Origin of the sequence: Kosmotoga olearia TBF 19.5.1, from assembly GCF_000023325.1 — a bacterium.
Lineage (GTDB): Bacteria > Thermotogota > Thermotogae > Petrotogales > Kosmotogaceae > Kosmotoga > Kosmotoga olearia.
This window is the reverse complement of record NC_012785.1, coordinates 1,533,132-1,556,491: the sequence shown is the minus strand read 5'-3', so window position 1 is coordinate 1,556,491 and position 23,360 is coordinate 1,533,132. Positions and strand designations below refer to the sequence as shown.

21 protein-coding genes and 1 tRNA gene are annotated in these 23,360 nt (G+C 41.4%); 4 read left to right on the top strand and 18 right to left on the bottom strand.

What is annotated here, in order from left to right:
* Positions 1-28: 28 nt before the first annotated feature.
* From upp to KOLE_RS07265, 14 genes are all read right to left on the bottom strand, one after another.
* On the bottom strand, positions 29-655 hold the full coding sequence (gene upp, locus KOLE_RS07330; RefSeq protein ID WP_015868796.1) for a uracil phosphoribosyltransferase: 627 nt from the start codon (positions 653-655) through the stop codon (positions 29-31).
* Between the two features lie 14 nt (positions 656-669).
* Positions 670-1,938 (bottom strand): serine hydroxymethyltransferase, encoded by a 1,269-nt coding sequence (glyA, locus tag KOLE_RS07325; protein WP_015868795.1) that lies wholly within the window; start codon positions 1,936-1,938, stop codon positions 670-672.
* A 336-nt stretch (positions 1,939-2,274) separates the two neighbouring features.
* Positions 2,275-4,356 carry a type I pullulanase gene (gene pulA, locus KOLE_RS07320; protein WP_015868794.1) on the bottom strand — a complete coding sequence of 694 codons (2,082 nt, stop codon included), beginning with the start codon at positions 4,354-4,356 and terminating at the stop codon, positions 2,275-2,277.
* Positions 4,357-4,422: 66 nt separating this feature from the next.
* Entirely contained in the window at positions 4,423-5,466 is a 1,044-nt protein-coding gene (gene mtnA / locus KOLE_RS07315; protein WP_015868793.1) for an S-methyl-5-thioribose-1-phosphate isomerase, read from the bottom strand.
* Position 5,467: 1 nt separating this feature from the next.
* Entirely contained in the window at positions 5,468-6,277 is an 810-nt protein-coding gene (locus tag KOLE_RS07310; protein WP_015868792.1) for an Mrp/NBP35 family ATP-binding protein, read from the bottom strand.
* Positions 6,278-6,280: 3 nt separating this feature from the next.
* Entirely contained in the window at positions 6,281-6,697 is a 417-nt protein-coding gene (locus KOLE_RS07305) for an OsmC family protein (protein ID WP_015868791.1), read from the bottom strand.
* A gap of 92 nt (positions 6,698-6,789) precedes the next feature.
* Positions 6,790-7,146 (bottom strand): 50S ribosomal protein L20, encoded by a 357-nt coding sequence (rplT, locus tag KOLE_RS07300; RefSeq protein WP_015868790.1) that lies wholly within the window; start codon positions 7,144-7,146, stop codon positions 6,790-6,792.
* A 31-nt stretch (positions 7,147-7,177) separates the two neighbouring features.
* The gene (gene rpmI, locus KOLE_RS07295; protein ID WP_015868789.1) at positions 7,178-7,381 is read right to left on the bottom strand and encodes a 50S ribosomal protein L35; all 204 of its coding nucleotides are present in this window, start codon (positions 7,379-7,381) and stop codon (positions 7,178-7,180) included.
* Positions 7,374-7,928 carry a translation initiation factor IF-3 gene (gene infC / locus KOLE_RS07290; protein WP_015868788.1) on the bottom strand — a complete coding sequence of 185 codons (555 nt, stop codon included), beginning with the start codon at positions 7,926-7,928 and terminating at the stop codon, positions 7,374-7,376. Before infC ends, rpmI begins: the two co-directional genes overlap by 8 nt.
* Positions 7,929-8,038: 110 nt before the next feature.
* Positions 8,039-8,114: transfer RNA gene (locus KOLE_RS07285), tRNA-Lys, on the bottom strand.
* A gap of 57 nt (positions 8,115-8,171) precedes the next feature.
* Positions 8,172-8,978, bottom strand: a complete 807-nt coding sequence (locus tag KOLE_RS07280) for a carbon-nitrogen hydrolase family protein (protein ID WP_015868787.1) — start codon at positions 8,976-8,978, stop codon at positions 8,172-8,174.
* A gap of 7 nt (positions 8,979-8,985) precedes the next feature.
* The gene (locus KOLE_RS07275) at positions 8,986-10,146 is read right to left on the bottom strand and encodes a TIGR04013 family B12-binding domain/radical SAM domain-containing protein (RefSeq protein WP_235599759.1); all 1,161 of its coding nucleotides are present in this window, start codon (positions 10,144-10,146) and stop codon (positions 8,986-8,988) included.
* Between the two features lie 5 nt (positions 10,147-10,151).
* Entirely contained in the window at positions 10,152-10,619 is a 468-nt protein-coding gene (locus KOLE_RS07270; RefSeq protein WP_015868785.1) for a hypothetical protein, read from the bottom strand.
* A 1-nt stretch (position 10,620) separates the two neighbouring features.
* Positions 10,621-11,343, bottom strand: coding sequence for a tetratricopeptide repeat protein (locus tag KOLE_RS07265; RefSeq protein ID WP_015868784.1), 723 nt, complete (start codon positions 11,341-11,343; stop codon positions 10,621-10,623).
* Positions 11,344-11,413: 70 nt separating this feature from the next.
* Here KOLE_RS07265 and thiI point away from each other — a divergent pair, with 70 nt between their 5' ends.
* The 4 genes from thiI to KOLE_RS07245 are packed head-to-tail and all read left to right on the top strand — an operon-like array spanning position 11,414 to position 14,758.
* Positions 11,414-12,628 (top strand): tRNA uracil 4-sulfurtransferase ThiI, encoded by a 1,215-nt coding sequence (thiI, locus tag KOLE_RS07260; RefSeq protein WP_015868783.1) that lies wholly within the window; start codon positions 11,414-11,416, stop codon positions 12,626-12,628.
* Positions 12,594-13,379 (top strand): lysophospholipid acyltransferase family protein, encoded by a 786-nt coding sequence (locus KOLE_RS07255; RefSeq protein ID WP_015868782.1) that lies wholly within the window; start codon positions 12,594-12,596, stop codon positions 13,377-13,379. The genes thiI and KOLE_RS07255 overlap by 35 nt, the downstream gene beginning before the upstream one ends.
* Positions 13,380-13,395: 16 nt before the next feature.
* The gene (locus KOLE_RS07250) at positions 13,396-13,929 is read left to right on the top strand and encodes a bifunctional nuclease family protein (protein WP_015868781.1); all 534 of its coding nucleotides are present in this window, start codon (positions 13,396-13,398) and stop codon (positions 13,927-13,929) included.
* Positions 13,901-14,758 carry a polyprenyl synthetase family protein gene (locus KOLE_RS07245; protein WP_015868780.1) on the top strand — a complete coding sequence of 286 codons (858 nt, stop codon included), beginning with the start codon at positions 13,901-13,903 and terminating at the stop codon, positions 14,756-14,758. Before KOLE_RS07250 ends, KOLE_RS07245 begins: the two co-directional genes overlap by 29 nt.
* Position 14,759: 1 nt before the next feature.
* Here KOLE_RS07245 and KOLE_RS07240 read toward each other — a convergent pair whose 3' ends face one another.
* The 4 genes from KOLE_RS07240 to KOLE_RS07225 all read right to left on the bottom strand — a co-directional run bounded on the left by KOLE_RS07240 (position 14,760) and on the right by KOLE_RS07225 (position 23,285).
* Positions 14,760-15,557 carry a serine/threonine protein kinase gene (locus tag KOLE_RS07240; protein WP_255358898.1) on the bottom strand — a complete coding sequence of 266 codons (798 nt, stop codon included), beginning with the start codon at positions 15,555-15,557 and terminating at the stop codon, positions 14,760-14,762.
* Positions 15,558-15,874: 317 nt separating this feature from the next.
* Positions 15,875-16,063, bottom strand: a complete 189-nt coding sequence (locus tag KOLE_RS07235; protein WP_015868778.1) for a MoaD/ThiS family protein — start codon at positions 16,061-16,063, stop codon at positions 15,875-15,877.
* Complete coding sequence (locus KOLE_RS07230) at positions 16,060-16,962, bottom strand: bifunctional enoyl-CoA hydratase/phosphate acetyltransferase (protein WP_015868777.1); 903 nt, start codon at positions 16,960-16,962, stop codon at positions 16,060-16,062. Before KOLE_RS07230 ends, KOLE_RS07235 begins: the two co-directional genes overlap by 4 nt.
* 35 nt (positions 16,963-16,997) lie before the next feature.
* On the bottom strand, positions 16,998-23,285 hold the full coding sequence (locus KOLE_RS07225) for a fibronectin type III domain-containing protein (protein ID WP_015868776.1): 6,288 nt from the start codon (positions 23,283-23,285) through the stop codon (positions 16,998-17,000).
* Positions 23,286-23,360: the final 75 nt, after the last annotated feature.

The following is a 23,360-nucleotide window of genomic DNA, read 5'->3' as shown; positions in this document are numbered from 1 at the left end:
CCTCCTTGTTAAAAACACACATATATATTTACTTTGTACGATAGAGTCGATCTCCAGCGTCTCCAAGTCCCGGAAGTATATAAGCGTGATCGTTCAATCGTTCATCAAGGGATGCTGTGAATATTCTAACATCGGGATGTGTATTGACAATCTCTTTAACCCCTTCAGGAGCTGCAATCAGACACATCAGGCTTATTCTTTTACCTCCAGCTTTTTTTACCATATCGATAGCCACCGCAGACGAAAAACCTGTTGCTAACATAGGATCCAAAACGAAAATCTCGTTGTCATTGAGTTTTGGAAGCTTGCAGTAATATTCCACCGGCCTGATGGTTTGAGGATCTCTATAAAGCCCTACGAACCCCACGGAAGCATTGGGCATCAACGAAAGCACTCCTTCAACCATTCCGAGACCTGCTCGTAGGATGGGAACAACTGTCACTTTCTTATCCTCTATCATTTTTCCTGTTGTTGCACAAAGGGGCGTTTCAATTTTGGTTTCGTAAGTTGGTAAATGTCTTGTAGCTTCGTAGGTAAGAAGTAAGGTTATCTCCCTGGTGAGTTCTCTAAACTCCTTCGGTCCTGTATCCTTGTTCCTTAGAATAGAAAGTTTATGCTGAATCAAAGGATGATTAACAACCATAAGGTTTCTCATACTCTCGCCTCAATTCACGTAAGATCTTTGTACAACGGGAACTTTTCAGTGAGTTCATGGACAGCTTTTTTTACCTCTTCTCTTATTTCTTCCGGTATTGTTCCCTTTTCATCCTGAATATTATCTATAACCTTCACTATGAGCTCCGCAATAACCTTCATCTCACTTTCACCCATGCCTCGGGTAGTAACAGCAGGCGTTCCAATTCTGATACCGCTCGTAACAAACGGGGAACGCGTTTCCTTCGGGATAGTATTCTTGTTGACAGTTATATCCGCACTTTCAAGAGCTTTTTCGGCTGCTTTACCGGTTACATTCTTCGGATTAAGATCAACAAGGAACAGATGGGTATCTGTTCCACCGGAAACGATTCTCAATCCAAGGTTTTCCAGCTCTTTTGCCAGGGCTTTGGCGTTTGTAATAATTCTCATTTGATACTCTTTGAATTCATCCTTTAAAGCTTCACCAAAAGCAACCGCTTTGGCCGCTATCACATGCATTAACGGTCCCCCTTGAATTCCCGGAAATACCGCTTTGTTTATCGCTTTATAAAGTTCCTCGTCATTGGTAAGTATCAAACCACCTCGAGGTCCCCTTAAGGTCTTATGCGTGGTAGAAGTAACTATATGAGCATGATCCACTGGATTGGGATAAAGACCGGCTGCAACCAACCCAGCAAAATGGGCCATATCAACGATAAGATAAGCTCCGACTTTATCAGCTATTTCCCTGAAGCGCTTAAAATCAATAATCCTTGAATAAGCACTTCCACCGGCAATAATGATCTTTGGTTTATGTTCAAGCGCCAGTCTCTCTATCTCATCATAATCGAGAACCTCTGTTTCGAGATCAACCCCATAGGATACTATATTGAAAAGCTTCCCTGAAAAATTTACCGGTGAACCGTGGGTTAGATGTCCGCCATGGCTCAACGACATTCCCATAATAGTATCACCGGGATTCGCCACAGCAAGATACGCTGCCATGTTTGCTTGAGAACCTGAGTGAGGCTGAACATTCGCGTATTTACAATTAAAAAGTTTCTTCACACGTTCTCTGGCAAGTTGTTCAGCTTCGTCAACAAACTTACAACCTCCATAATAACGCCTCCTTGGGTATCCCTCAGCGTATTTGTTCGTTAAAGTCGAACCCATTGCCTCCATAACTGCAGGAGAAACAAAATTCTCCGAAGCAATGAGCTCTAAACCCTCCTCCTGCCTGCCAAGCTCCTTCATAACGATCTCATAAACCTCGGGATCGCCCTTTGCAAGCAATTCCCACACGGGTATTACCTCCTTATTTAAAATTGGTTGTAGGTTGTGCGGAAAAACACCGAGAGTCCGAGATCCGAGAATCCGAGATCCGGTATGCACGCTAGCGCGTGAAAAACGTTGTTGGTTGTACGTTGTGAGAAAAAACGTCGAGAACCGGTGTTCGAGTGCCGCTTTACGGCAGATACGAATTCCTTCGGAATTGGAGCGAACTCATTCTGAGTTGTCACGAACTCCTTCGGAGTTGATTCGAACTGCTTCGCAGTTGATACGCACTTGCAAGCATACCGATTCTCGGATTCTCGGATCTCGCTCTCTCGCCTTCTCACCCTCTCGGTTCTCGGCCTCTCATCTCTCATCTTTCATCCTGATCGCCACTGTCGTAGACAATCTCTCCACCTTAATGGTATCCAGTACCTTTCTTTGTCCATCCAGATCAATTTTACAATCGTACACCAGCAACTTCCAAGTCCCGCTAATGTTTAAAGAAACCGCTTCATTTCTAGCGTTGTGCGCTACTAAAATCTCTTCTTGATCATCTTTCAATCTTACTGAAACAAAACCATCGGCAATGTGGAGTACTTCAACATGTCTTCTTACCTCATCTGCAGTACGAAGTCTGAAAAGAAGATGGTTCTTCCTGAGCAGAATCAACCCCCGTATATATTCGTGAAAATCCCTGTATATCCGTTTTTGAAGATAATTCAGTTCGTTGATCAAGCTACCAGAGCGATAACTGTTTTCTTCTAAAAACTTTGTTCTGAGCATCTCAGAACCTGCATGTATGAATGCTATTCCCTGAGAAGTGAGTATTATACTGAGGGCCAGAGCTGCCATTCTTTTTCTTTCTTCGAAAGATATTTTTGGAACGCTTTTGATAAGTTTATCGTAAAGGGTGAGGTTATCATGAGCAGAAGCATAATTAATGGTTTCTGTGGGGTGTGCAGTAAACCCCTTGAAAACATGCGAGTAATCGATCTCCCCCAGCATACCTATCACAATGCCCGTTTCCCAACCGCGTTCGCCGGAAACAAATCCTTTTGATTCATCATCAGGATAGCCTTTGAGAGCATTTCTTAGATCATCGTTGAAAACCGCAATGTTGATATTTCTTTGCTCACCCTTTGTGAGACACACATCTTTTATAGAACTCGAAGCAGCTGACCATGGTTCACCGTAAAGAAGAAGATCTTCTTTTACCTGTCTCAATTCTCGCTCAATTTCTAGTACAGTACTTTTTCCCAGAAGGGCCATTAGATCAAAACGAAAACCATCTACATGATAATTCCTTACCCAGTGCTTCAATGAATCGATTATGAATTTTCTGACCATAGTTCTTTCTGTCGCAAGTTCATTGCCACAACCAGAACCATTCGAAAACTCGCCATTTTCCTTGAGTCTGTAATAGTAATAGGGAACAAGTCTGTTGAAAGGAGTATCAATAACATAAGTGTGGTTGTAAACCACGTCGAGTATTACACCTAGACCGTTTTTGTGTACTGCACTTACCAGTTTTCTAAATTCCAGGATTCTTCTTTCAGGAGAGCATGGATCGGTTGAATACGAACCTTCTGGAACGTTATAAAGCATTGGGTCATAACCCCAGTTATAAGCGTTGTCATCAACCTCATCAACACTTCCAAAGTCCTGAAGAGGCAGAAACTGGATATGGGTCGCACCAAGTTCGCGAATGTGAGCTATACCTGCTTTATCACCCAAAACAGTGGAAGCGTCAGCTTCTAACAGAGACACAAATTTTCCACGGTCTTGAAAGTTAGCGGTCCAGGAAGTCGAAAGGTCTTTGACATGAGCTTCATAGATAATTGCATCGACAGGAGAATCCAATTTCGGACCTTCATCACTTTCCCAACCTTCCGGAACAAATTCATCAAATTTGAGGATATAGGAAAGTTTACCGTTAACCGTAGCAGCTGGGGCATATGGATCCGGAGAGTAAAGGATTTTTCCAAAACGCTCTATCCTATAACGATAAGCGGAATTAAGAAATTTTTTACTGATTTTCACAGACCAGACACCAGTTTCTTTATCGAGTTCCATAGGAACAACAACTGGCAAATCTGCGCTACTCTCAGATTCGAAAATTTCGATAAAAAGCCTCTGGGGTCCCGGTGCCCAGACCTTTAAAACAATGCTGTCATCCTCAATTTTATAACCGAGCCAATCATCATAAGTAATTTCGGATTCATCAATTAACCCAACAGGATAAGCTGGTACCGATAAACCATTGGACAGTTCGATGATAACTTCGTCATAAACGGAGAGATCAAAATCGACTTTTATCAATTTCACTCCATTAAACTCATCAATAATGAAAGAAGCTCTCCTGCCGTTTATCAGAAGAATAGAAGGTATCGAAGAAGAAAAAAGGCGTATTTCTCTACGTGAATTTATTACCGCAAAGTCCGCCACAGAATTCCTCCTAAAACTGACCCCCTTTACGGGGGTCAGATAACATTGAACATCAAATCCCAACACTCATTCAAAAAGTTTTTTTAATTCCACATCGTATGGAGGTCTAACGATCCCCTTCTCTGTTATTATACCTGTTATCAGGTGTGAGGGTGTAACATCGAAAGCAGGATTATAACATTTGATATTATCGGGAGCAATCTGGACTCCCTGAACGTGGGTGATCTCTCTATGACTTCGTTCCTCTATCGGTATTTCATCACCTGTTGGTGTGTTCAAATCAATCGTTGATAAAGGTGCCGCCACATAAAAAGGAATACCATGTTTCTGTGCGAGGATGGCAACGGAGTACGTCCCGATTTTATTTGCAACATCTCCATTGGCTGCAATCCTGTCAGCGCCGACAACAACAGCATTAATCCATCCTTTTTTCATTACCCAGCCAGCCATATTATCAGAAATCAAAGTAACATCTATGCCATCCTTCATTAGTTCCCATGCGGTTAGCCTGGCACCCTGAAGATAAGGTCTTGTCTCATCAGCGAACACCTTTATCTTCTTTCCTTGTTCTACCGCTGCTCTTATAACACCAAGGGCCGTTCCATAATCTACCGTTGCAAGAGCTCCAGCATTACAGTGGGTTAAAACAGTATCACCGTCTCTTAAGACCTCAGCACCATGCTTTCCGATGGCACGGTTAACCTCTATATCTTCATAGGCAATTTTCAAAGCTTCTTCTTCTAAAAGCTTCACTACATCAGGTTCATTTCTAAAACTTTCAAAGGTTCTATGCATTCTGTCTAAAGCCCAGAAAAGATTAACGGCCGTTGGGCGGCTCGATGCTAGTTTTTCTTTGACCTTTTCCATATAGGCTAACCCTTCAGCTGAATCGAAGGCCCCATTGAATTTTTGGGCTCCCAAAACATAACCGAAGGCAGCACTTGCACCGATAGCAGGAGCTCCGCGAACGATCATATCCTTTATAGCCACGTAAACATCTTCGTACGTTTCGCATTCAACGTAAATTTCCTGGGTTGGGAGTTTGCGCTGGTCGATAAAAATAACGGATTCACCTGTCCATTCCAACGTCATAGTTTTTAACTTCGACATTTTACCTCTCCACCTCTTCAACTATCTTTTTTACTAAATCCCTAAAAGATTTTTCCACTATTGAACCACGCATATGAGTGATTATTGTTTCCCCTCTATCAGAATTTGAAACAACTTTTGGATCGAAAGGAATCTGTCCAAGAAGCGTGGCAGAGAACTCTTTGGCCAGTTTTTCACCTCCACCCTTTCCGAAAAGTTCTATTTTTCCACCACAATGCGGACATACCATGTAAGACATATTTTCCACTATTCCTAACAGCTTTTTTTTCATTGACTCTACGAACTTTAATGCTCTTCCAACATCCAGAACGGAAACCTCTTGTGGGGTCGTGACCACAAGAGGTCGAATATCCGGAACAGTTTGAAGGATCGTTAACGGTTCATCACCTGTACCGGGAGGTGCATCAATAATCAGGAAATCAAGTTCACCCCAGGCTACGTCACCAAGAAACTGATATATCGCAGATGTTTTCATGGGACCTCGCCAGATGACAGGCGTATCTTCTTCAACAAAACTCGCCAACGATACAACCTTCAAATTCGGGAGCAGCTCTTGGGGAATTATCTGATCTTCCACAACAACCGGCTTTTTGTTTAAACCAACCATTTTTGCGACATTTGGACCATGAAGATCAATATCTATCAACCCTGTTTTAAATCCTTCATCTGCAAGAGCCACAGCCAGATTAACGGCTACAGTGGATTTTCCAACTCCGCCTTTTCCTGACATAACGAGTATCTTATGCTTTATATGTGACATGTTCTCGCGCACTTTCTTCATCGTCTCTGCCAAATTTCTCGCAGTTGCCATGTATTATTCCTCCTCGTATACGACTTCGTAAGTCAACTTAGCAACCTGCCCCAGCATTGCTGAAACCGAACAATATCTCTCCTGTGAAAGCCTTACCGCTTTTTCTATCTTATCATGCGGAAGTTCCTTACCCTTGAATATATATTTAAGATGGATGGCTGTGAAAACCTTTGGATATTCTTCAGCCCTTTCTGCTGAAACGACAATCTCATAAGTATAATTTTCAACTTTCATTTTTCTCAATATGGAAACAACATCCATCGATGTACATCCGGCAAGACCAATCAATACCAGTTCCGTTGGCCTCGGAGCAGAATCCATTCCACCAACCTTAGGGCTCGCATCCACGTGGACATCATGTCCAGATGGTGTCTTAGTGTAAAAAGCCATACTTCCAACCTGTTTCATTGTGATTTCCATAAACATTCCTCCTTATTTTCGGCCTCTCTTTATCGAAATGCCTGACTAACTCCCAAAAAAAAGGGGCTTTCCAAGCCCCTGTTATTCATATCTTACTTCCCTAGCGCCTCTTTGGCCAAAGCCACGTACTCCTTAAAAGCCTCAAAATCATTAACCGCAAGATCAGCGAGCATCTTTCTGTTGATGTTCACACCTGAAAGCTTCAAACCGTGGATAAGTTCGCTATATTTTATGCCTTCCATTCTCGCAGCAGCGTTGATCCTTGTAATCCACAACTTGCGGAAATCTCTCTTCTTCTGTTTTCTGCCAACATAAGCGTAAACGCCCGAGCGGATGTAGTACTGCTTTGCAAGACGATACCTTCTGCTAAGAGCTCCTCTGTAACCCTTCGCAGCCTTCAAATATTTTCTTTTCTTTTTCTTGGAATTGACACCACCTTTGACGCGCATCCTGTATCACCTCTTCAAATCGTTTTTGATCTTATCTTGCTATGTTGTTTTTTATTCTCTTTGCTAACGGGCTGTTTTTCACCTGTTCCCACTTTTTAACTTCTCTTCTGTTGTTTTCTTTCTTTTTTCCAGTATTATGGTTTTTCCCGGAGTGCTGGCGCATTACCTTGCCGCTACCGGTTATCTTAAAACGTTTAGCAGTTGCCTTGTGTGTCTTCATTTTCGTCTTAGCCATCAGACTTACCTCCTTGAGGTGATTTTGGTCTTAAAATCATCCACATATCTCTTCCTTCAAGCTTCGCACTTTTATCGATCTCTGCTATCTCCTTGAGTTCTTCAGCTACTCTATCAAGAAGCTGTTTACCTTGATCTGTGAAAGCCATTTCTCTTCCCCTGAACATAATCACCACTCGCACTTTGTTACCCTTGGAGAGAAATTGCCTTATTCTGTTAACCTTTGTGTGAAAATCATGGTCTTCAATACGCAAACGGAATTTCATCTGCTTGAGCTGAACCTGCTTTGCTTTTTTCTTTGCTTCCTTGGCACGCTTTTCCTTTTCGTACTTGTACTTCCCATAATCCATTATTCTGGCTACAGGCGGATTCGCATTTGGCGATACCAGAACAAGATCCAAGCCTTTTTCTCTCGCAACGTCGAGTGCCTGTGGAGTTGGCATTATTCCTAGTTGTTGACCATTTTCATCGATTACCCTGACCTTTGCAACTCTTATCTCACTGTTTCTCGGGGCATATGAAGAACCCTTTTTGCTACCGATATCCATCACCTCTCAAAAAAAACAGGCGGCAAAACACCCGCCTGGTACTGAAACCGAGTATTGACCCCTTGGCTTTTCTGGCGGGGGTGGGAGCACAGCTCCTCTTACTTTTACTCTGGTGGGCCGTGCAGGAATCGAACCTGCAGCCTACTGATTAAGAATCAGCCGCTCTGCCTGTTGAGCTAACGGCCCTTCCGCAGTTTCCGAATGCTATTGTATCTCATAAATTCCTAACTGTCAATACCCAAATCACTTGTAGAGGTCATTTCTAAAGTTGGCATAATAAGCGTGGGAATCATCAACCTCCCTGTACCTATACTTTTCCACCAGTCCCAAATCAAGTTTTCCTAAGATGATGCCTTCAGCATTGCCGGCTTCTGTTATTATTTCGCCTGAAGGAGAAACAATACGGCTTTTTCCAATAAAATTCATTTTCCCTGAATTTCCGTTTTGGCTGGAAGTAACCAAAAATGCTCCGTTCTCCATCGCTCTTGATCTCGTCGCAACGTCGTATATTCTGTGCCTTTCCGCTCCAAAAGCAAAAGGAGCCAGCAAAACTTGTGCACCACTTTGTTTGCAGAGAATTCTTGAGATCTCGGGAAATCCAATTTCATAACACATGACTACTCCAAAAGTAACATCGAGATACACAAAAGTCACAAATTTTTCTCCCGGTGAAAATACCCCCTTTTCATCTCGGAAAAGGTGCGTTTTGTCGTAAAAAACCGGTTCACGATATGGAAGCACAATCACCGTTGAATTGAAATATCTATCGGTCTTTTTACGAATCATTCCTCCTATAATAGCGACATCATTGTAATCGGCAATAGCCGATAGAGTTTCCAGCGTTTCTTCGTACAGTTCGGTTGCAAGTTGCAGGGTCTCATCGTCTGTTCCATAACCCGTATTGAACATCTCCGGCAAGAGCACTAAATCTACTCCTTTTTCTACAAGAAGTTCTATATAGTTTACAGCTCTTTCCAGATTCTCGCCGCCGTTTTTTTGTAGAGGATTGAATTGAACACTTCCTATTGTTATCTTTGTCGTTTTTCCCATTGATCACTCACTCTCCTTTTGGTTCACTGTGCGAAATTTCCTGGGAAATCGTTATTTGATTCTGCCATTGTCCCTTCATTATACCTTTTGCGGAAAGTCTTCCAAGTTCCCTCAAAGTTTTGGAACTGAGTTTTGATTTTAAGTTCTCAAAGGGTGTACCTGGAAGCGGCATAAAAGTATGGCCGTGGATTACCGCACCGTATTTTTCGTAAAGGTAATACGCTACTTCAAAGGATTTTTCGATATCACTGTCCTCTTCAAAGGGAAATCCAAAGATCATGTCCACATAAGGTGTGAACCCGTATCTTGAAATTTTCCTGATAGTGTTAATAGCCGTTTGAACGTCATGACCGCGGTTCAGCTGTTTCAAGATCCGATCACTGCCGCTCTGCAAGCCGACAACAATAACCTTATTATCACAAAACTCCTGAACAATAGCAAGAACATCATCGCTTACGGATTCCGGCCTCACATCTGATGGAAAAGAACCAAAATAAACCTCGCGCATACCGATCTTTCTCATCCCGGATAGGAGTTCGTAAATAACTTTCGTATTGGGAGTAACCCCATTTTTAGAACCATATCCAAAAGCATTCGGAGTTATAAAACGTGCCACTTTTCTTCCACGCTCAACACTTTCTCTTGCAAAATGAAGGATATTTTCCACACTCCTGTGCCGAACACGTCTTCCGAAAATTCTAGGTGTCTGACAGTAGTTACAACCAAAAGGACAACCTCTGGAGATTTCCATTGGTGAAAAGAACTCATGTTTCAATGAAAACGGCGGAAATGTGTCGAGTTGCTGTAACTTTTCACCATACCAAATACCAGGAGTAGGATTCAAAAGGAACTTCCTTAAAGTCCTTTCTCCTTCACCGACAAAAACGGCATATGCTCCCATCCCCAGAATTTCCTCAGGTTTTGCTGAAGCATGCGGACCTCCAACGATCACCCTGTTTCCAGCGGAACTTAACTTTCGTATTAACTTCTCATTCTTTTTTGCCTCTGGAGACATAAAAGATAGAGCGATGATAGCATCATCGCTCCCAATGTAATTAGCATTTATAAACTCAGATTCACCGATTACTTCGACATCAACTTCAAGGTCTTCAATGGCTCCAAACAACGCAGCAATACTGTATCTGTTTGTTTTTGATAACACAAACACTAACTTCAAATTGGACTGTCTTCTCCTTTCTTGAGTATCTTTTTGATATCTTGCATAGCGATAAAAAAGAATAAAACTACCGCCATTACGATTCCAGGGCTTCCAAGTTTCTTATAGGCTATAAACGAAAGCCCGATAGCAACAGCGCTCCAGAACAGAGCAGAAAATAATATCGCTGCCGTTTTTTTGCTCAATAGCAATCCTTCAAAACCTGAAAACAAATAACCAATGCTTATTAACGGCAACACCATATAATAATCTGAAGGCGAAGCACCTTTGGCATATCCCAACAAGAGTAAAGCATAAAGCAAAACCAGGGTAATCCCCTGAAGCTGAGGGATCCATTCAACATCCTTTGAAATAACTGTCCCAAAGAACAATAACCCCGCCAAAAAAACACTATAACCAAGAGAATAGCCTATTTTGGGCATAAACAGAATTGGAAGAATAGAAAAAACTATTCTGTAGACCATCTTACCACCCGTAACCGTGCTCCTCAAGCCATTCTTTTGCTTCCTCTTTAGATTTTTCTCCAGCCTTTATGAAATTCGGATGCAGGGGCATTGTTACTACTTTCCTGTAATATCTGGCTGCATTATCGTATTTCTTCCACTTATCATAAAGGATGGCAAGTTCAAGATATGCGTTCACATATTTCGGATCGAGTCTAATGGCTTTCATGAAAAGCTCTTCAGATTTCTCGAAATCTTTGAAAGGCCATGGTGTATCTCGATATCTCATTGCCATCGCTATAATCGGGAACGGGTTATCAGGCATTAATTCCATAGCCTTTTTAATGTATTTATCAAAATCACCGAGCATAAAAAGAGATTTAACTATGCCTTCATATTGAGCAAGTTGACCTATTGCGGCACCTGCAACATAATAAGAATATCCATAATTTGGATCCATTTCGATAGCTTCTTCTGCATACTTTCTGGCTTTTTCATAGTATTCTTTTTTCGCATCCCCTTCTATCCAGTTCGCATATTCTCTGAGACAATCAGCATACAGTGCAAGGATCCTGACATCTTCAAAAGTCTGTGGATCGTTTTCTAACTCTTCTATAAACGTTTTCATAGCTTCAGTATCCTGATACGATCTGATCTCGACAAACCTCTCCCACAATTCATCGAAACTTGCTGCTACTACCATCAATCCCATCAAAAGTATTCCCATTAAAAGAATCTTTTTCATTTTCATCCCCCCTACTTCGTAAGTTGAGTTAAAATAATTATATCATTGTACTATCCAGGAGGCCTAAGAAATGAAAAAAATCATCATCATACGATACGGTGAAATAGGATTAAAAGGCAAAAACAGAAGCTATTTCGAAAAAGCGCTCATCAGAAACTTAAAATCCCAGATTCCCGGTGCAAAAGTTTATAACAAGAAGAAAAGATTCCTGATCGATATTCCTGAGGAATTCATATCTGAAGCTATGGAAATTGTTTCCAGGACATTTGGTGTTCAAAATTACAGTCTTGGTGTTCAAACCAACTTTGAAATCTCTGAAATCGAAAAAGTTGCCAGAGAGCTTGTTTCCATGGAGGTAAACACTGGAAAAAGGACCTTCAAAGTAGAGACCCGCCGTGCCAATAAACGTTTCCCGATGACAAGCCAGGAGTTGAATGCGTATCTCGGTGAAAAGATACTGGATGCTTTTCCGGAATTGAAGGTAGATGTCCATACTCCGGATTTCAAAATAGGTGTTGAAGTTAGAAACGAAGGAGTTCTTGTTTTTGGGGACAAGATTCCTGGTCCCGGTGGTCTTCCTGTCGGAGTCAGCGGATCAGCATTACTGCTGCTTTCGGGAGGTATTGACAGTCCCGTTGCTGGATGGTATGCCCTAAAGAGAGGGATCACCCTTCACGCCATTCATTTCGCAAGTCCACCTTACACCGGTGAAAAAGCCTTTGAAAAAGTCCTTGATCTCGCAAAAGCGTTGACAAAATACAATGGCGGTAGGGACATGTTGCTGTACCGGGTCCATTTTACAAAATTACAGCTGGCTATTCACCGCAACGTCCGAGAAAGCCTTAGTCTCGTTATACAACGACGCGCTATGATGAGGATTGCCACAAAAATAGCAAAAGAACATGGTTACAAAGCGATAGTTACGGGTGAGAATCTTGGACAGGTAGCCAGCCAAACAATAGAAAATCTTCACACTATCGGAAGCGCAACTGATATACTTGTTTTAAGGCCTTTAACAGGATTCGATAAGATCGAAACAATACAGATTGCGAAAAAAATCGAGACTTTTGAAATCTCGATACAACCATACGAAGACTGCTGCACCGTTTTCGTTCCACAACAACCAGCCACAAAAGCAAGAATCGTTGACGTTGAAATCGAAGAGTCGAAACTCGATTTAGCTCCATTATTGGATGAAACAATGAAGATGGTAGAAATTTATAAACTAAGGCAAGGAAAGGTGATAGAAATTGAAAAGCCGGGAATGGATAAAACAAATTCGTGATTTTTTTCTGACAATCTGGGTAGCGATAGCCGTTACAGGTTATGTGTTGGTATATGGTGCTTTCGTTCTTCTCATCAGCTGGTTCATTGAAAAGTTTCGAGGCATTGAAGCAGCAAAAGACTATGTTGCGCAAGAGGTTGGAAGGTTTGGTAGGGTGGCGTTTTTCGTCATAGGTTCAAAAGTGAGCGTGGAAGGTGCCGAAAACATTCCTCCAAAAGGACCTCTGGTCATAGTATCAAACCATCAAAGCGCTTTCGATATTCCATTAATAGTTGGATATGTTAAAGGTAGAATATCGTTTATAGCAAAAATAGAAGTCTCAAAGATACCAGGCTTCTCGTGGTTTGTGAAGAGATTAGATGGTGTCTTCATTGATCGAGGAAATAAAATTCAAACAGCGGCAGCAATAAAGAGGATTTTCAATATACTGCGCAACGGTGGTACAATCATGTTGTTCCCGGAAGGCACCAGAAGTCTGGACGGTAGTATTAAGAAATTCAAGAAAGGGTCCCTTTCGATACCTCACAAACTTAACATTCCAATACTTCCCGTTGCTATTGATGGAACCAAAGACATAATGAAAAAAGGAGAACTTTTAATACATCCGGCTATCGTGAAAATTAGAATCCTGAAACCTGTATATCCGGGTAAATTCAATACAGAAGATGAATTGAGGGAAGAAATCAGGAAAATGATTTCAGAAGCAATCGTGCAAATGCGAAATCGGGGTGAAGAATATGCTTCAAATTAGAATTAGAGGTTTGGCTTTGGATCAATCAAGCTCTCCTGTTGTTATTTTAGAAGTAGATGAATCTAATATGGGATTTGCGATCTGGATTGGTCCCTTTGAAGCAGAGTCGCTGGCGCTTGCTGTAAGCGGTGAAAGCTTCCAAAGACCCTTGACCTACGATCTTTTCATCGAATCGATAAAATCTCTTGGCGGAAAGTTTGAGAAAGCAGTTATACATTCCGTTAGAGACAATGTTTACTATGCTTCGCTTTATGTAACCGATTCAACAGGAAACACGAAATCTCTAGATGCGAGACCCTCCGATTGTCTTGTTCTTGCTGCGAAGTGTGGGTTTCCGGTCTTTGTTGAAGAATCGGTATTCACCGAAAGTGCTATCGACCTCAGCAAACTTCAGGGTGCTTACGAAAGTGGAGAAGATGAAAAAACTGATAAAGACGAAGATCAGGAGTTTAAAGAATTCGTAAAACGGTTCGATATTGAAGATTTAAGAGAATATTTTGAAAGAAGGCAGCAGGAAAACGATGAAGACGAAGACGCTGAAGATAAATGATTTTAGAAAAGAATTCGATAAGTTTCTTCGAGATCATCTCGAAAGACTGATGGTATGTTCATCTTTTTCCAGTATAATCAACTACACCCCATTAACAGGGGGCAAAAGGTTAAGACCCTATTTAATAGCTCTCTTCTCGCAAGCTATCGGTTTGCCTTCAGAACTTTATATGAAGCTCGGAGTAGCTGTCGAACTCTTTCATAGTGGCAGTCTCATACACGATGACCTTCCAGCGATAGACAACGACGATTTCAGAAGGGGAAAGCCCTCACTTCATAAGGCTTTCGATGAAGCCAGTGCCATTCTTGCCGGGGACTTTCTAATGCTGTACCCTGTAAAAGTGCTTCAGGAACTGACAATAAACGAACACTTAAAATTCCTTCTGATAAATGAATGGATTCGTACAGCGTTATCAATTATTGAAGGTGAATATCTCGACGTAACGTACGAACCATCTTCAAACACGAAAGATGTTAACAGGATTCATAGATTGAAAACAGCCGAGCTTTTTGGCTTTTGTTTCTCATCACCATTCATCTGCGCCGACCGAATGGAAGAAGCAAAGAAGATGAAAGAAACAGGATTACGCTTCGGGCACATCTTTCAGGTCCTTGACGATATCAAAGACAAGCTTCAACCTATAGAAATTCTTGGAAAAACACCGGGCAAAGATGAAAAGCTTAATCGTCCGTCAATTCTGCGATTCATGTCTCCCGAAGAAGCTCTGAACACCTCTGAAAAAGACTTCAAAACACTTCTGGAAAATATAGAATATCCAGAGGTTTGCGAAGGTCTTAAAAAGCTGTGGAAACTCATCGTGAAGGCTTGATTCAAAAAAAGAAGGAGTCCAATGCTTTTAAGAAACTGTCCACGCTGTAAAATCTTTTTTCGGGGCTTAATGCCATCGCCTTAAGGATAAGCTTCTTTATTTTCCTTCCAACATCAGGAATCATTAGTTCTTTCCCTTTAGCTCTTTGGGTAGCGGGCACCGGACTTTCTCCGGTAACCAGGAAATAGAGGACACCGCCCAGGGAGTATATATCAGTCTGAACGTTTGGAACTGCCTGGCTGGTAAAAAGTTCAGGAGCAGAATAATTCAAGGAAACCACATTATGTTCTCCTAATCTGAAAAAGCTGTCTTTTATCCCGGAAGCTCCAAAATCTGCTATTCTGACAAACATTCCGCTTTTCAAAAGGATATTAGAGGGCTTCAAGTCACCATGTACAAACCCATACTCATGAATAGCTTTCAATCCCAATGCTATTTCTCTTATGAGGTCAAGAGCCTCTTTGGTCCCAAGAGGCCCCCGGTCTCTTATAAATTGTTGTAATGTTGGTCCTTCAACATACTCCATAACATAATACGCGGTGTTATTTTCTTCAAAAGAGTCAAGAAGTCTCACCACTCTGTGATCATTAACCTTCTCCAGTATTTCAGCTTCAACAAGAAAGCGCTTGACTTTTTCATAGTATTGCTCAGGTTCTATACCCTCCGGTGGCAAGACGTTTAGTCCTTCGCGCCTGGCACCCTTTGGAAAGAACTCCTTAACGGCTGTATTTTTGCTTTTAGCATTGTCAACACAAAGATACGTTATACCAAACCCACCGCGTCCGAGAAAAAAAACTATGCGGTATCTTTTTTTAAGAAGCGTTCCGTAAGGAAGATATTCTATTTTAGTCCCTCCTTTTTTGAGTCTTTAAATTTCAATTACTTTATCATTTTAGTATAGATTTTTAGTATAGATTACAGCAATATCAAATTGTCTACATCACACAACTCCGAGCGACTTACTAATTGGCAACTACTAGCATGCCAATATTATACACACAATAACGTACCAAAACTTAATATTTCCATCTATGATGGAGATATACTTTGGCATTGGTTCGTTAAGACTATTTTTAGCAGCTATTTGACGTGGTTTTACGATAACGTGATTAAGTATTAGCCTCCAGAAACAGCTCTAACGATCCTCACTTCGGAAGTTTCGCTGATTACGATATCTGGCGTTTTGATCTGGCCATCTACGATCACAATATGGGCTTCGGGATTCAGTCTAAGTTCCTCCAAAAGCCTCCTCACCGTCATGCGTTTATCGAACTGGTAAGTTTTATCGTCGAATTTTACAATCATTTCATATCACCTGCCACACTAAGAACAGCAAGCGCCAGAGATGCAAGTTTTGACTTCGCGTTGTCTGCCCTTGAGACAATCACAACAGGCGCAGTAGCACCAAGAACCAAACCGGCAATTGTTCCACCGGCGAGATACACCGCCGATTTTCCGAGAAAATTACCTGAGTGTATATCAGGTACTATCAACAGTTCAGCTAGTCCTGCAACATTTCCTTTAACTTTCTTTATCTTCGCTGCGGTCATGTTCAGGGCATTGTCCAGTCCTAGGGGCCCATCTACCTCACACGCAGGAAGCTGGCCGCGTTCAGCCATTTTAGCGATCACAGCAGCTTCAAGGGTTTCAGGCATGTCAGGATTAACCACTTCAACAGCTGCTAACAAAGCTACTCTGGGCCTTTCGTAACCCAAACTGTGAAGGAATTTGACAGCGTTTTCGATAATAGCCTTCTTTTGAGAAAGGTCCGGCCGAATTACCATACCCCCATCAGAAACGTAAACAAGCCTATCGAGCGCGGGAACATCAAGAACGGCGATATGACTCAATAAACTCCCACTTCTCAACCCCCACTCCTTGTTGAGAACTGCTTTGAGCAATATGGCTGTCTTTACAAGTCCCTTCATAAGGATATCAGCTTTACCATTGCGAACCAACTTTACCCCTTTTTCAGCAGCTTCATCCGGCGTTTTGGCATCAACAACTTCGCACTGAAGCCCGAATTCATCAAGAAGCACGTCAACTTTATTTTTATCCCCAACAAGAATTGGCTCTACAACACCCTCTCCAGCCGCGGTTTTAAGGGCAATCAACCCTTCTCTATCCTCAGCTCCAACAAGAACGGCTTTCTTGCCTTTAACACTTCTGGCTTTTTCAATCACTTCATCAAGGGTTCTGAACAAGCATGACACCTCCTGGGGTAACGGGCTTAAACATCTTAGTGATGTGAATACTTGAACATATTCCTGTTCTCTTCAAAATACTCGATCTTCAATCGGCAACTATCTTCAGCTTCACCCGACTCTGATGTAAGAATTATTTTGTACTTGTTTCCAGAAACATCTTCGCAGTGAATGATTCCAAGATCATCAGCATAAATCTTTGAAACGGATTCGCTTGAGATTTCTAACTCACCGATTGGTTCTTTATCTTTGAATACCATGATCTTTCCATCTACTGTTCCGGCTACCACAACTTCCTCGCCAAAGATACGATATATCATGAAAGCAGTAAATCGTATCCCGTCATCCAAACGTTCTCCAGGCCCTGTCATAAAGTACCAGTAATCGCTTTCGGTATTCCCTCCATGGAAATCCTCAGCAACAACTTTCCACCTATATATTGAATAAGGCATCAAGGGTTTCATCTCTACTTTATTAGAAATCAGCTTTTCCACCTTCAGGAACTGATCCACCAAGATATTTTCAATTACGAGGCTATACACCAATGAATCGCCATCCGGATCTTCCCCTTTCCAGCTGAACTCAAAAGAATCAGCGGGAACAATTTCACCATTCGCGGGTACCAATGCATTTGGCTTTAACGGAGGTCTATTTGCGGTTGTTATAACGACCTCATCAGTATCATAACCTTTTTTGAATGCCTCCATGACTTTCAAGATTATCCTGTACTTTCTATTGCCTTTAAGTCCTTCAACTCTCCATTTAGTATCCGTTGTTCTATAAACAGCTGTAAATGGTTTCTCCGTTGTGTTAATTTCTTTGATTTCTACTATACTCTTAAGAGAATCTCCATCCATATCAAAAGCCTTCCAATAAATAATCGCTTTTTCTGGATCCACAACGGCGTTCGGTTCGAGCAACAACTTCGCCACAGGATCATGATTTCTCGTGACAAATGACATTTGATCCATTTCGGTCAAACCACCATAAGGATCTTTCGCGATAACCTTCCAATTAATGGTACTATTACCTGGAAGTTCTGTTAGCAACAGATAATTGTTTGATGTTGTTGCAGAATATGTGGCCTTTCCAAAGTTAACCCTCACCTCATAAACCAGAGGATCTCCATCAACATCGCTGAATTCCCAGCTCAACATCACCGATAACGGAACGTTTTCTTGATTGTTTTTCGGGAAAATATTCTCTGTTCCCTCGAAAACCGGCGGATGGTTCGCTGTTGTAAATTCTGCTTCTACTACATCACTGTATACCCTTCCATCGAAAGCCACCAGTTTCCACTTATATTTGGTATGGCCAGCAAGGTTTTTTTCAAGCTCTATGCTGGTATTCTTTTTGACAATGATTGGCTCAGTCGGGTAATCTTCTCCTTTTTTCTTAAGATAAAGATAGTAAGTGAGAATGTCATCATCATCGTCATAGGCAAGCCAGGAAAAGACAACATTTTCTGCCTCGACTTCTTGATCATTTTTAGGTGACAATATTTTCACTATCTTTGGCGCTATATTCACAGTAACGAACCTCAAAGAATCAGATGTTCTGCCTCCATATTTGTCCGCAGCTTCGACAATCAAAACATAGGTGCTATGACCATTAAGCTTCACATCCTCTGGAAGTTGGTAATAATTCTTCATGTATGAACCTACTTCAAGTACCGTTGTGGTATCTGCACCTTTAATCTCCTTGAGAACAACATTATATACTAGAGGATCATCATCAGGATCAGTAGCTTCCCAGAAGAATCCGAGCCCGCTCTTGGGAACCCGGGTAAGATCTAACACACGGCTCCCATATTCATCCTGAATCTCCTTAATTGAAACCAAAGGCTTTCTATTCGGAGTAACAAAGGTTAAAACCTTCGTTATCGGTTCTGTCACGTGCGATGGCACCTCTTTTCCTTCTCTTGCTGTAATCTCAATTGTATATTCTCTGTTACCCATCATCTCAAACTTTGTGTTGTTTTTTGTTAACTGTACAAAAGTTGCATCGGTGGTAGCCTGGAAAATCAACATCCCTTCGCTATCGAACACCTTAACTTCAAAGGTAAGGGAGTCCCCATCCGGATCTATCGCTGTCCAGCTTATCTTCGGATAAATCTCGTCTACATAGTATGTCGGCTTTTCAATTTCAACAACAGGGGCGTAGTTTTTCGTCCAGAAAGTTCTCCGTTCCGTTCGTGAAGAACCCCGATGTCCATCCCATGCAACCACCTGCCATACATATTTCGCATGAGGTTTAAGAGAAGGTATTTCTACAAATCCTCTGTCAGTAGAAATAGTTTCGGTAGCTTCTTCACTAACCAATCTGTAATGAAGTTCATAAGTGAGAACATCCCCTTCAAAATCAGAACCAGTCCACTCAAACCTGACGTTTTTATAATCCACAATACGATCTTCAGGCCCTATTACCGTAAGATTCGGTGGAGTATTTGGAGTTTCAAAACGCTCAACGTAACTATCGCTTTTTGGCTTAAATGCTGCGTAAGGAACATCAACAATATCTATGGCCACTTCATATTTCGTGTGTCCCCTCAATCCATAGAATGTAGCAGTTGCAACTACTTCCTGCTCTACCTTACTTCTCTCAATGCTCGCTGGGTCAAGTACATTTCCAAAGGAATCTTTTAACTTAATGTTGAAGTTTATATCATCGCCATCAAGGTCGGATCCCTTAACAGTAACAACTGTCTCATAACCATTCGGGTTCACCTCTAGCAATGGTAACTGTGAAGTGACAATTTCTACCTCATCAATAGTAGGTGCTCTATTATCAAGGAACAAAGTCGCTACTTTCTTCGTTTCCGCTTTTTCGTCTTTCACAGAAAGTATCACATCGTACCATCCGCGAATGGGCAATAGAACTTTATACTGTTTTGAGGTTGTTGGAGCGACTTCCGGTTCAAGATCCTCAAACTTGCTAAACTCACCCTGCTTAAGTTTAAACATCAAAATAGTGGAAAGCGGTTCATGATCATAATCCATCGCTTTCCATGTTAGACTTGCCCCAAGGGTAGGATAGGGCAGAGGCTCTAGCTCAAACACCGGGATTTCTGGTTCATGATTGGGAGCGTAGAAAACTACTTCATCACTTTCAGCCTTACCACCATTAGCGTCTTCTGCAATGATCTTGAGCTGATAATTTTTGTTTCCAGGAAGCTCTTTCTTCAAAACGAGACGCGTCATCGTAGTATCAAAAGTCAAAGCCTTTTCAGTGATTGCATCCTTCACGATTACTTTGTAACTGAGAACATCACCATCTTCGTCCACACAGGACCATTTTATACCTTGGACATAGCTAAGAGAACCACCATTAACTGGATAAACAACCACAGGTTTTTCCGGATTTCTATTGCTCGTATAGAAGACCACACGCTTCTCGACCATACCACCATGATTATCCTGGGCCAGAACCTTCAATTCGTATTTACTGTGACCGATAAACTCATAAGCATCAGAAAGAACAAAAGAGGTAGCATTCACCGTCATAAGATACTTGCCATTAATATAGAGTTTCAAAGCAACCCTTCCATCGTCAACATCCTTTGTTTCACACGCAAAAGCGACCTCATCCGGGTTTACAACGGAATCTTTTTCAGGCAAAATGATTTCAAGATGAGGTGGTGTGTTCTTAACCACAAATTCCAACCAGTCAGAAATCCCTTTGCCACCAAATCCATCGGTAACACTGACACGCCAATAATAACGACAATTACCTTTCAACGGTATACCATCAAGAGATATATTGGTGGCGTCAGGGTCAAGAACCTTTTTATAGACAGGGTTGTAATCAGCATCTACAATCTCAACCACCGGAGTCACCGTATCTTCATCAAGATCCTTCACTTCCCAGGATAACTCGGTTTCTGCAGGAGAAATGATAGCTTTGTCCGCTGGTTTTAGATTATATACAGATGGGTTTCTATTCAACGTTACGAAGCGCCAGGAAGGGCTGGTACTTCCATCTGCCTTGTAAGTAACATGCCACGAGTATTCAGTATGGGGTTTGAGTGACGATAGAACATAGAAATTGTCCTCAACCTCGAATGGTTCACTTTCTGGTGCATTCGGGTCTGATATCCAGAGTATAAAACCCTTCGCATTGGGAACATCTTCAAGTTTCCATCTTAACATAGGATTCAATCCAACGTCTATTGCTTTGTGCGCAGGTTCTACAGCCACCCACGAATGTCGTTGCAGGAATAAGGTCGTCGAATACGTTCTCGGGCTTATTCCATCATCTGCATAAGCTCTCAGGTAGCGCTTTTCGCCGGGTTTTAGATGCAAATGACGTTCTAATCTACCAGAATAGGTACTTGTAGAAGAAGCAAGTTCTGTAATAACGGTGAATTCAGGATCTTCTGAGGATTCCAGTCCAAGAGTTATCTCATCATCATCGATATCAGTTGCCGTAAGAGTCAAAAGGAATATCGAATCACCACGTGTCTCGTCCCAGATTCTGCGGAATTTAAGATCAACCTCGGGTGTGGAATTCACGCGAGTATTAAGAGTCCAATAGATCTCCTGGCCATTTTTATCAAGACATTTCAATTCTTTTCCATCATCAAGTATCAACGAAACAGTCCATTTATACACAGTATCAGGCTCAAGAGAAATTTCAAAGAACTCTTTTGTTGTTAAATACGTTTCAAGTTCGCCATTGGCTTTTTTGATCTTCAACCTATACTTGGTGACATCTTTTCTAAAAGGCTTAGCCCACTCGAAACGGAACAAGTTGTGATCCAATTTGGATATTCTGGGAGAGATGCCAACCCATACACTTTTCTTTACCCAATCACCGGTAACCTCTTTCCCATCCACAGTAGAAATCTTTACACCTAATTCATATCGCTCATACTCATCTAAATAGATCATTATCTCGTTTTTAGCGCTTCGTTTTATATCAGAGGTGGTAAACGGGAGTCCCGCTTTTTTAACGTAGTAGTCGTAAGTGATGCGAGTACCTTCAATAAGTGGATCCGGGCTGATAAAAATCTTTACCGGATTTCTTTCGCTGTCTACCTCAACTGCAGGTGCGGTTACCTCCTTTGAAACCGTTGAGAAACGTTGTTTCTGGAATTCCTGGCCTGTAATTGCTATCATCCACACATAATTTTTGAATGGAACAACCGGTATGCTTATAGAATTGGAAGAAAATGTAAAAACCCTTTCAACAAACCTGGCATCTCCTTCTTCCCCATAACGAACTGTAAAAGTACCCTTTTCTCCATATGGATACAAATAAGCCCATCTTAATTTAACATAGGACATACCTGAACTAACGGGGACAACATTTCCATCGGCAGGATCTGTTACGAACTTTGGCAGAACACTGAATACGGTAGAACTACTTTCAGTTACGATTTTTTCGATATTTTTTAAGAACTCAAGCTCACGGAATCCTTTGAGCACTTCATCAGACCGGAGAGTGTCCAAAAAAGCTTCTTTGTCAATAACAAGTAATATTTCTAGAAGTTCGGCTTTGCCCACATTATCAAACTCTTCTAACCTTTTTTCCACTGATTCTCTGTGTTTTCTCGCCAGTGTTTCTTCTATGCTGGTTTTTGAAATCCCTTTAAAAGCATTATAATAACTATCGATTTCAGCGGCAGCCTTAATTATTTCCCGAACACTTTCAAAAGAACGCAGCGTCCCGCGCTCTTCACGATACAAACGATAGCGCTGTTCTATTGAATTCTTAAGTTCTGTAATTCTGTCAAGAAGTATAATAGCCGTTTCGTACCCGATAAATTCCCGGTAATCTCCTGTGAAGCTGTAAGCGTTGTCTAGGAAATCTTTAGTTCTATCAAAGGATATTTTTTCAACATATTCTTTTGCTTTATTATAAAGCCATTTTCTGTTTCTACCTGGTCTTCGAAATAAGCTTTCAAGATATTCAGCGTTTTTCTTAGCGAAGTTATAATACCTCTGAACTGTATCAGGAGAAATATCCCATTTTGATAAAGCTATATAAATCCGAAAAAGAGCTCCCTTATCCTTGATCACCATTCCAGAAGAGTCTATTATAACGGGAACAGCTCTACCATCTGTATACTTAATGAATATAAGCCGGTAGAACTCTGAATTCTCCTTTAAAGAAGGTAGTTCCTCTCGATCAACCTGAACCTCATAAAATGAAACTAAAGGGTTTGAACTAACTATAGTTTTGGCAACATCTTCATCTGCTAATTCAAATTTACCAAAGGAATCATTATAAACAATCACTATCGGTTCTACTTCGATAATATTAAAAGCAAAACCAATTAACGAAAAAAGTACAACCAAAAGAAACATGAACTTTTTTCTCATTGGTGTCCCCCCCTTAAGATACTATACAACTTTTCGACTTTAATTTTATCACAGTGCTTTTGTAAATTGAAAGAG